Here is an 8,605-nt window from a genome sequence, read left to right as displayed (position 1 = left end):
CCCTGAGCGAACGGCTCCAATCCGCTCACCCTCGTACTGCTCGCAGAGCTCGCAGCACCAGGGAACCCTGAGCGAACGGCTCCAATCCGAAGAGGGACCCCGGCCTCGAATGGCCGGGGTTCTTCTCGCTGCACCAGCCTGAAAGGAATAGACAATGGCAAAGCAGTTGGAATTCAACGATGCCGCCCGCCGTGCCCTGGAGGCCGGCGTGGACAAACTCGCAAACACGGTTCGGGTGACGCTCGGCCCGCGCGGCCGCAACGTCGTCCTGGACAAGAAGTGGGGTGCTCCCACGATCACCAATGATGGTGTGACGATCGCCCGCGAAATCGAACTGGACGACCCGTACGAGAACCTTGGCGCACAGCTGGCCAAGGAAGTTGCCACGAAGACCAACGACGTAGCCGGTGACGGAACCACCACAGCCACCGTCCTGGCGCAGGCACTGGTCAAGGAGGGCCTGCGGAATGTTGCCGCGGGTGCTGCTCCCGGTGAGCTCAAGCACGGTATCGAGGTGGCAGTCGAGGCGGTAGCCGCGCGTCTCCTCGAGAACGCCCGGGAAGTCGTCGGGCAGCAGACCGCCAACGTTGCCTCGATCTCCGCGCAGAGCACCGAGGTGGGCGACCTCCTCGCGGAGGCGTTCAAGCAGGTCGGCAAGGACGGCGTCATCACCATCGAGGAATCCTCCTCGACCCAGACCGAGCTGGTCCTCACCGAGGGCATGCAGTTCGACAAGGGCTACCTCTCGCCGTACTTCGTCACCGACGCCGAGCGCCAGGAAGCAGTGCTCGAAGATGCGCTGATCCTGATCAACTCCGGCAAGATCTCGTCGCTGCAGGAGTTCCTGCCGCTGCTCGAGAAGGCGCTGCAGGCGGGCAAGCCCCTCTTCATCATTGCCGAGGACATTGACGGTGAAGCGCTCTCAACCCTCGTGGTGAACAAGATCCGCGGCACCCTCAACGTGGTCGCGGTCAAGGCACCCGGCTTCGGCGACCGCCGCAAGGCCATGCTGCAGGACATCGCGACCCTCACGGGCGCGCAGGTCGTCTCTCCTGACCTGGGCCTGAAGCTCGATCAGGTTGGCCTCGAAGTGCTGGGCTCCGCCCGGCGCATCACGGTCACCAAGGACACGACGACCATTGTGGACGGCATCGGCAGCGAGTCCGACGTCGCCGACCGCGTGGCCCAGATCCGCGCCGAGGTTGAGCGCACCGATTCCGACTGGGACCGTGAGAAGCTCCAGGAACGCCTGGCGAAGCTCGCCGGCGGAGTGGGAGTCATCAAGGTCGGCGCAGCCACCGAGGTTGAGCTCAAGGAAAAGAAGCACCGCATCGAGGATGCTGTCTCCTCGACCCGTGCGGCGCTCGAAGAGGGCATCGTTGCAGGTGGCGGCTCCGCGCTGGTTCACGCCGGCAAGGCGCTCGACACCGACCCCAACGTCCTGGCTCTCGAGGGCGACGCCGCCACGGCTGTCGGCCTGGTACGCCGCGCGCTCGCCCAGCCCCTGCGCTGGATCGCCGAGAACGCGGGCCACGAGGGCTACGTGGTGGTTGCCCGCGTAACCGATCTCGAGGTGGGTAGCGGTTTCAACGCCGCGACCGGCGAGTACGAGAACCTGGTGGACGCCGGGATCATCGACCCGGTCAAGGTCACCCGTTCGGCACTGCGCAATGCAGCCTCGATCGCGGCACTCGTCCTGACCACTGAAACCCTGGTGGTCGAGAAGCCCGAGGAAAGCGACAACGACGGCCACGGACACGGCCACTAGGGCAGAGCCTGCAGTGGCCGGCTGGGTGTAACACCCCAGGCGGCTGAACGATCAGCACAACGAAATGCCCGGCCAGGGTAACCTGGCCGGGCATTTCGCGTTGAACCGGGGGCCTGTGGCATTCGGCGGGTGAACCGATTCGGTGCGGAGCGGGACTGGTGCACCGGATCTGCCGCCATTCAATTTCCGACGGCGCTGATAACCGGCGTGTCGCACGTCGACACGGCATCCGGCTCCTCAAACGCGTCGATTCTGATGCAGGGGAGGGCAGGGTGCCCCATGAACGACGAAGCGGCCGCTGCGGCTCCCGGAATCCGGTGCTGCAACGACCGCTTGAAAGCCGGAAGTGGTCAGGCGTCCACCACGATGGCCGTGATGACCGGCGTCCTGTTGTAGAAACGACGCATCCAGTTCGCCGTCGCGCGCTCGATGATGGTCTCGAGGCTCAGGGACCGCCCGCCCTGCCGATTCGACGACGCATCCTTCAGGGCCTTGTCGACCGCAGCGCCCGCCTTGTCGAGGTCCTCGCTCGAGCATGAGAAGCCCTTGGTAAAGAACTCCGGAACCTCCGCGGTCTGGCCGGTCTCGGCGTCGACGATCGCAAGCACCGTCACGGAACCCTCCTCGGCGAGCCGGCGGCGTTCGCGCAGCGTGTCCTCGGTGATGCCGCCGACGCTGTCGCCGTCCACGAAGATCAGGCCGGCGGGCACCTTGCCCGAAATCGTGGCGCGGCCCCGGTGCAGGTCAACCGTCACGCCGTCCTCGGCGATCACGACGTCGCGCTGGTCCACACCGGTGCTGACGGCGATGGCGGCATTCGCGCGCAGGTGGCGCCACTCGCCGTGCACCGGCATCACATTGCGGGGCTTGACGATGTTGTAGCAGTAGGCCAGTTCGCCTGCGCTGGCGTGTCCTGACACGTGCACCTTCGCGTTACCCTTGTGCACCACGTTGGCGCCGATCTCGGTCAGGGCGTTGATGATGCTGTAGATCGCGTTCTCGTTCCCCGGGATCAGGGAGCTCGCCAGGAGCACGGTGTCGCCCTCGTGGATACGGATTGCGTGGTCCTTGTTGGCCATTCTGGACAGCGCGGCCATCGGCTCGCCCTGGGACCCGGTGCAGATGAGCACCACCTTGTGGTCGTCGGTTTTCTCCAGCTTCCGGAAGTCCACCAGGATGCCCTGCGGGATCTTCAGATACCCGAGATCGTTGGCGATGGTCATGTTGCGCACCATGGAGCGGCCTACGAAGGCCACTTTCCGCTGATGGCGCTGCGCGGCGTCGATGATCTGCTGGATGCGGTGGATGTGGCTGGCGAAGCTCGAGACGATGATCCTGCGCGGTGCCGTCCGGAACACGGTGTCGATGGCGGGCGCGAGGTCCTTCTCGGAGGTCGTGAAACCCGGGACGTCGGCGTTGGTCGAATCGGTGAGGAAGAGGTCGACTCCTTCGGCTCCGAGCCGGGCGAAGGCGCCGAGGTCGGTGATGCGGCGGTCAAGCGGGAACTGGTCCATCTTGAAGTCGCCGGTGTGGAGGACCATGCCGGCAGCGGTGCGGATCGCGACTGCCAGGCTGTCCGGGATCGAGTGGTTGACCGCAACGAATTCGAGGTCGAATCCGCCCATGGTGCGGCGGTCGCCCTCCTTGACCTGGATGGTCTTGGGGGTGATGCGGTGTTCCTTGAGCTTGGCCTCGATGAACGCCAGCGTCAGTTGCGAGCCCACCAGCGGAATGTCGGCCCGTTCCTTCAACAGGTAGGGAACTGCTCCGATGTGGTCCTCGTGGCCGTGCGTGAGCACCACCGCCACGACGTCGTCGAGCCGATCCCGGATGGCCGTGAAGTCGGGCAGGATCACGTTCACGCCGGGGTGGTGGTCCTCGGGGAAGAGGACACCGCAGTCGACGATCAGGAGTTTGCCGTCGAACTCGAAGACCGTCATGTTCCTGCCGATCTCGCCGATACCGCCGAGGGCAACAATGCGCATCGCGCCCTTGGCAAGGTCGCGGGGGGCTTTTAGAGTGGCAGGTGCTTTATTCACAGAGAGGGATTCTTTCGTGGTGTTTGTCGGGGGATGCGAGGCGGTCCCACTGCGCTGAGGGGACGTTGTGGCGGTACGCCACTGCCAAAGGTCTTGGTATCGAGAATAACGCTGTTCGGGCCCGCGAGCCTACCCGGGGATGCCGGGTGCACATCTGATGGGAGTTGCCGGCGGGTGAACTGGAGGTTTGCACCTAGGCCGAACGAAGGAATTTCCCGCGTGACGATCGCCGGGACCACGAGGGACATGTGCGCTGCAGCGGCCGCTCCAACCCCCGGTGAACGCCGCTTCCCCGCTGGCCGCTCTGCCTGAGGCCGCGCCGTGGGTAGGGGTGCTGGACATGACCGACCAGCTGTGCACCGATGCCACCTGCCCGGGTGTCATCGGCAATGTGGGCGTGTACATCGACCAGGACGTATGTACTGACCACGGTGCCGGCGTTCGAGGAGAAACGCCGGGCGCAGACCGGCTGGTAGATACTGTCGACCATTTCCGGGTGTGTCCAACGGCACCGGCAGTGGAATAGGGCGGTACTTTGATCCGTTCTAGACTTGAGTACCTGCCCGCCGGCTGTCCGCGGGCGCCCCCCACCGCAGGCGACACCGAAAGAGGCTCACGCAGTGACCCAGCTGTCCGCGCAGAACGAAGCCCACGACCCCTTCGGATTCGTCGGTCTCACCTACGACGACGTCCTGCTGCTGCCCGGCTACACCGACGTCATTCCCTCTGAGGCGGACACGTCGTCGCGCATCTCCAAGCGCATCACTGTCCGGACCCCGCTGCTGTCCTCCGCGATGGACACGGTCACCGAGGCACGCATGGCCATCGCGATGGCGCGCCAGGGCGGGCTCGGCGTCATCCACCGCAACCTGTCCATCGAGGACCAGGCCGAGCAGGTGGACCGCGTCAAGCGCAGCGAATCGGGCATGATCACCAACCCGCTAACCATCGGGCCCGGCGCCACCCTGGCGGAACTCGACGAACTGTGCGGTCGCTACCGCGTCTCGGGGCTTCCCGTGGTCGACGATCAGGGGCGCCTGCTGGGGATCGTGACCAACCGTGACACCCGCTTCGTCCTCGAAAGGGACTTCCCGCACCGGCTGGTGCACGAGGTGATGACGAAGATGCCGCTCATCACCGGCCGGGTGGGAATCAGCGGCGACGACGCCATCAACCTCCTGGCCGTGAACAAGATCGAGAAACTGCCGCTCGTCGACGGCGACGGAGTGCTCCGCGGCCTCATCACGGTCAAGGACTTCACCAAGGCCGAGCAGTACCCGCTGTCCACCAAGGACGACGACGGCCGCCTCCGGGTGGGCGCGGCCATCGGCTTCTTCGGCGACGGCTGGGACCGGGCCATGGCCCTCGTCGACGCCGGCGTGGACGCCCTGTTCGTCGACACCGCCAACGGGCACAGTGCGGGCGTCCTCGAGATGATCACGAAGCTCAAGGCGGACAGGGCCCTGGCGCAGGTGGACATCATCGGTGGCCAGGCGGCCACCCGCGAGGGGGCGCAGGCCCTGATCGACGCCGGCGCCGACGGCATCAAGGTGGGCGTCGGGCCCGGCTCCATCTGCACCACGCGCGTCGTCGCCGGCGTGGGCGTGCCGCAGATCACCGCCATCTACGAATCAGCGAAAGCGGCCATCCCCGCCGGCGTTCCCGTCATCGCCGACGGCGGCCTGCAGTATTCGGGCGACATCGGCAAGGCCCTCGTGGCCGGCGCCGACACCGTGATGCTCGGCTCACTTCTCGCCGGTTCGGCGGAGGCGCCCGGCGAGCTGGTCTTCGTCAACGGCAAGCAGTACAAGACGTACCGCGGCATGGGATCGCTCGGGGCCATGCAGACCCGCGGCAAGAACACGTCCTACTCGAAGGACCGCTATTCCCAGGGCGATGTGAGCGGCGATGACAAGCTCATCCCCGAGGGTATCGAGGGCCGCGTCGCCTACCGCGGGCCGCTCGCCTCCGTGGCGCACCAGCTGGTGGGCGGGCTCCGCCAGACCATGTTCTACACCGGCGCGCGCACCATCCCGGAGCTCAAGGCCCAGGGTAAGTTCGTCCGCATCACCTCCGCCGGTCTGAAGGAATCACACCCGCACGACATCCAGATGACGGTCGAGGCCCCCAACTACGGCTCCAAGTAGCAGCATGCCTGCCGGCCGCGGACGTCCCGGACGGTCCGGCGGAGCGTCGTCCCGGTGACGGGCGGAGGAGCCTCGCCGGCCCCGCGGCGGCGCATCGCGCTGCGGCCCTATGCACGGGCCGTGGGCCAGGTCCTCAAGGTCAGTGCCAGGGCCTCGCCCGGCGCCGTCGTCATGAAGGTCCTGGGATCGCTCATCTCGGCCGTCCTGCCGCTGGTCACCACCTATTTCGCGGCGCTCACGACGACGGCGCTCGCGGAGGCGTACGCCGGAGATTCCGACGCGGGGCGCCGGGCCGTCACCTACGTTTTCATCACTGCGGCGCTCGGCCTGCTCTGGGGCGGGTTCACGAGCGTTGACCGCTACATCCAGCAGGTGCTGAGCTTCCGAGTGGGCGCTGTGGCGGGCGACCAGATGTACGAGCGGTTCCTGGCCCTCGAATTCTGGCGCTACGACGACAAGGAAACGGTCGACCTGTACGACCGCGCGAAGCGGTTCTCCGACTCCTACGCCCGGGTCCTCGACAGGATCGCCGCGATCTTCACACAGCTGGTATCGGTGGTGCTCGCGATCGGGGCACTCCTGCTGGTCAGCTGGTGGGTGGCACTGATCGTTCTGGTGGCGATCATTCCCAGCGTCTACCTGCAGTTCCGGCTGTCGCGGGAGCAGATGGCGCACTGGAACACCCAGGTGGATTCCCGCAGGCAGCGGCGCATGATCGAAACCAACCTCATGCGTCCCCAGCACATCGCCGAGATGCGCCTGTACGGCATAGTGGGGTATCTGATGGACCTGCGGTCCAGGCTCCGCGACGCCGACGAGAAGCGGCGGCTCGACTTCCAGCGGCGCTACATCCCGAAGCAGCTGCTCGCGGATGCCCTGCAGTACGGGGCGGAAGTGATCGCCCTGCTCTGGGTGGTGGGCCAGATCATCGCGAGGGCGCAGCCGGTGGGCCAGTTCCTCTATGTCCAGCAGATCGTCAGCCGGGCGCTGAATACCGCGAAGTCACTGGTGACGTCGCTGAGCTCCATCGACGAGGACCTCGCGAACCTCAAGGACTACGAGCAGTTCATGGGGTTCCCGGTGGCCACCTCGCCCGCGCGGAAGTTGTCCGCGGCCCCGTCGTCCGTGGAGCTGCGGGACATCCACTTCACCTATGCGGGCGGTAACGCCGAGGTGCTGAAGGGCATTTCGCTGAGTATCGGGCGCGGAAGCCACATCGCCGTCGTAGGGGAGAACGGGGCAGGGAAGTCGACCCTGATCCGGGTCCTGGCAGGGCTCTACGAGCCGGGTTCAGGACAGGTACTGCTCGACGGGCAGGACCTCCGCAGCCTCGGGACGGCGCCGTGGCACCGGCACCTCGCGGTGATGTCCCAGGATTTCCTCAAGTACGAGTTCGCCACCGCTTCCAACAACATCTACTTCGGTGACGTGGACCAGCCGCGCGACGAGGACCGGATCCGACGTGCAGCTGACGACGCCGAGGCGACCGACTTCATCCAGGGAATGCCGAACGGTTTCGAGAACTACGTCAGCAACTGGATGGAGGACCCTCGTGGGCGCAAGGGCAGCGGACTGTCGGGCGGGCAGTGGCAGCGCCTCGCCATGGCCCGCAATTTCTACCGGAACGCACCCTTCGTGGTGCTGGATGAGCCGACGTCGGCCATCGATGCCCTCGCCGAGCACCGGATCTTCACGCGCCTCTTCGCCGACCGGTCGCGTACCATCGTGGCCATCAGCCACCGCCTCGCCACCATCGAGAAGGCCGACGTCGTCTACATGCTTGAGGACGGCCGCATCGTGGAAGCGGGCACCCACCGCGAGCTCGTGGCGCTTCGGGGCAGGTACTTCAGGATGTTCGAGAGCCAACTGACGGGGGATCAGCTCCGTTGAGCCTCCCTGGACCCCACCCCGCCCCAGGTGGACGCCCGAACCGCGCCCGGGAAAACTGCTGGATAACTGCTGGGATAACCTAGAGCAGTGACCTACGAGATTGAGATCGGCCGAGGCAAGCGTGGACGCAGGGCGTACTCCCTGGACGACGTGGCGGTGGTGCCGTCGCGGCGTACCCGCGACCCGCTCGACGTATCGGTGAGCTGGCAGATCGACGCGTACCAGTTCGAGATGCCGGTGGTCGCCGCTCCGATGGACTCAGCGATGTCGCCTGCCACCGTGATCGCCATGGGCAGGCTCGGCGGGCTGGGAGTACTCAACCTCGAGGGACTGTGGACGCGGTACGAGGATCCGCAGGCGGCGCTCGACGAGATCGCCGGCCTGAGCGACGGGAACTTCAGCCCGGCCGCAACGAAGCGCATGCAGGAGATCTACGACGCGCCCATCCAGGCCGAGCTGATCACCAGCCGCCTCGCCGAGATCCGCGAAGCGGGCGTGACGGTGGCGGGTTCCCTGACCCCCCAGCGAACCCAGCAGTTCTACAAGACGGTCCTGGCCGCCGGCGTCGACATCTTCGTCATCCGCGGAACCACCGTGTCCGCCGAGCACGTCTCGAAGAACGAGGAACCCCTCGACCTCAAGAAGTTCATCTACGAACTCGACGTCCCGGTGATCGTCGGCGGCGCCGCGGGCTACACCCCTGCACTCCACCTCATGCGCACCGGTGCGGCAGGCGTCCTCGTGGGGTTCGGTGGAGGGGC

Annotated in this window: 5 protein-coding genes; 4 read left to right on the top strand and 1 reads right to left on the bottom strand. The window is 66.4% G+C overall.

Going from position 1 to position 8,605, the window contains the following annotated elements:
* Positions 1 to 154: 154 nt before the first annotated feature.
* Positions 155 to 1,768, top strand: a complete 1,614-nt coding sequence (groL, locus tag Y704_RS0114445; RefSeq protein WP_026550643.1) for a chaperonin GroEL — start codon at positions 155 to 157, stop codon at positions 1,766 to 1,768.
* Between the two features lie 350 nt (positions 1,769 to 2,118).
* On the opposite strand, the gene Y704_RS0114440 is transcribed toward groL, so the two are convergent.
* Positions 2,119 to 3,753 (bottom strand): ribonuclease J, encoded by a 1,635-nt coding sequence (locus tag Y704_RS0114440; RefSeq protein WP_051477125.1) that lies wholly within the window; start codon positions 3,751 to 3,753, stop codon positions 2,119 to 2,121.
* Positions 3,754 to 4,427: 674 nt separating this feature from the next.
* On the opposite strand from Y704_RS0114440, the gene guaB reads away from it, so the two are divergent.
* From guaB to Y704_RS21565, 3 genes are all read left to right on the top strand, one after another.
* Positions 4,428 to 5,954, top strand: coding sequence for an IMP dehydrogenase (gene guaB / locus Y704_RS0114430; protein ID WP_026550640.1), 1,527 nt, complete (start codon positions 4,428 to 4,430; stop codon positions 5,952 to 5,954).
* A gap of 54 nt (positions 5,955 to 6,008) precedes the next feature.
* Positions 6,009 to 7,844, top strand: coding sequence for an ABC transporter ATP-binding protein (locus Y704_RS0114425; RefSeq protein ID WP_026550639.1), 1,836 nt, complete (start codon positions 6,009 to 6,011; stop codon positions 7,842 to 7,844).
* An 87-nt stretch (positions 7,845 to 7,931) separates the two neighbouring features.
* Positions 7,932 to 8,605, top strand: a 674-nt coding sequence (locus tag Y704_RS21565) for an IMP dehydrogenase (RefSeq protein WP_035772927.1), incomplete at its 3' end; no start/stop codon positions are given.

Origin of the sequence: Arthrobacter sp. Br18 (genome assembly GCF_000520555.1) — a bacterium.
Taxonomy (GTDB): domain Bacteria; phylum Actinomycetota; class Actinomycetes; order Actinomycetales; family Micrococcaceae; genus Arthrobacter_D.
This window is presented reverse-complemented; position numbering and strand designations above follow the sequence as displayed.